Consider the following 1,509-nt stretch of genomic DNA (forward strand, 5'->3'; position numbering starts at 1 on the left):
AGGGGCTAACGTTATAGGGACAAGTGAATAAGTGCACATGGTGGATGCCTTGGCGATTACAGGCGATGAAGGACGTAGTAGCTTGCGATAAGCTGCGGGGAGCTAGCAAACAAGCTTTGATCCGCAGATTTCCGAATGGGGAAACCCACCCTTTATGGGTATTGCATACTGAATACATAGGTATGCAAGGCGAACGCGGCGAACTGAAACATCTAAGTAGCTGCAGGAAAATAAATCAACCGAGATTCCCAAAGTAGTGGCGAGCGAAATGGGAAGAGCCTGCACGTTTTAGCATGACGCATAGAAGAATCCTCTGGAAATAGGAGCCATAGCGGGTGATAGCCCCGTATTCGAAATGCGATGTGTGGAACTAAGCGTGCGACAAGTAGGGCGGGACACGAGAAATCCTGTCTGAATATGGGGGGACCATCCTCCAAGGCTAAATACTCGTAATCGACCGATAGTGAACCAGTACCGTGAGGGAAAGGCGAAAAGAACCCCGGGAGGGGAGTGAAATAGATCCTGAAACCGTGTGCATACAAACAGTAGGAGCGGACTTGTTCCGTGACTGCGTACCTTTTGTATAATGGGTCAGCGACTTACATTCAGTGGCAAGGTTAACCATATAGGGAAGCCGTAGAGAAATCGAGTCCGAACAGGGCGATAGTCGCTGGGTGTAGACCCGAAACCAAGTGATCTACTCATGGCCAGGATGAAGGTGCGGTAACACGCACTGGAGGTCCGAACCCACTAATGTTGAAAAATTAGGGGATGAGCTGTGGGTAGGGGTGAAAGGCTAAACAAACTTGGAAATAGCTGGTTCTCTCCGAAAACTATTTAGGTAGTGCCTCAAGTATCACCATCGGGGGTAGAGCACTGTTATGGCTAGGGGGTCATCGCGACTTACCAAACCATTGCAAACTCCGAATACCGATGAGTGCGAGCTTGGGAGACAGACGTCGGGTGCTAACGTCCGGCGTCAAGAGGGAAACAACCCAGACCGCCAGCTAAGGTCCCAAAGATTGGCTAAGTGGAAAACGAAGTGGGAAGGCTAAAACAGTCAGGATGTTGGCTTAGAAGCAGCCATCATTTAAAGAAAGCGTAATAGCTCACTGATCGAGTCGTCCTGCGCGGAAGATGTAACGGGGCTAAGCCAGTCACCGAAGCTGCGGATATCCAGTAATGGATATGGTAGGAGAGCGTTCTGTAAGCCTGCGAAGGTGTCTTGTAAAGGATGCTGGAGGTATCAGAAGTGCGAATGCTGACATGAGTAGCGATAATGGGGGTGAAAAGCCCCCACGCCGTAAGCCCAAGGTTTCCTGTTCAACGTTCATCGGAGCAGGGTGAGTCGGCCCCTAAGGCGAGGCAGAGATGCGTAGCTGATGGGAAGCAGGTTAATATTCCTGCACCGTCGTATGATGCGATGGGGGGACGGATCGCGGAAGGTTGTCTGCCTGTTGGAATAGGCAGTTTCTGGTTCATAGAAGGCGCTTAGGCAAATCCGGGCGC

Annotated in this window: 1 rRNA gene; it reads left to right on the plus strand. The window is 50.9% G+C overall.

The features are described from left to right. Positions 1-17: 17 nt before the first annotated feature. A 23S ribosomal RNA gene (locus tag ABWW33_RS32935) occupies positions 18-1,509 on the plus strand; the annotation flags it as partial.

The sequence above is a fragment of the Duganella hordei genome, from assembly GCF_040369125.1.
GTDB classification, from domain to species: domain Bacteria; phylum Pseudomonadota; class Gammaproteobacteria; order Burkholderiales; family Burkholderiaceae_D; genus Rugamonas; species Rugamonas hordei.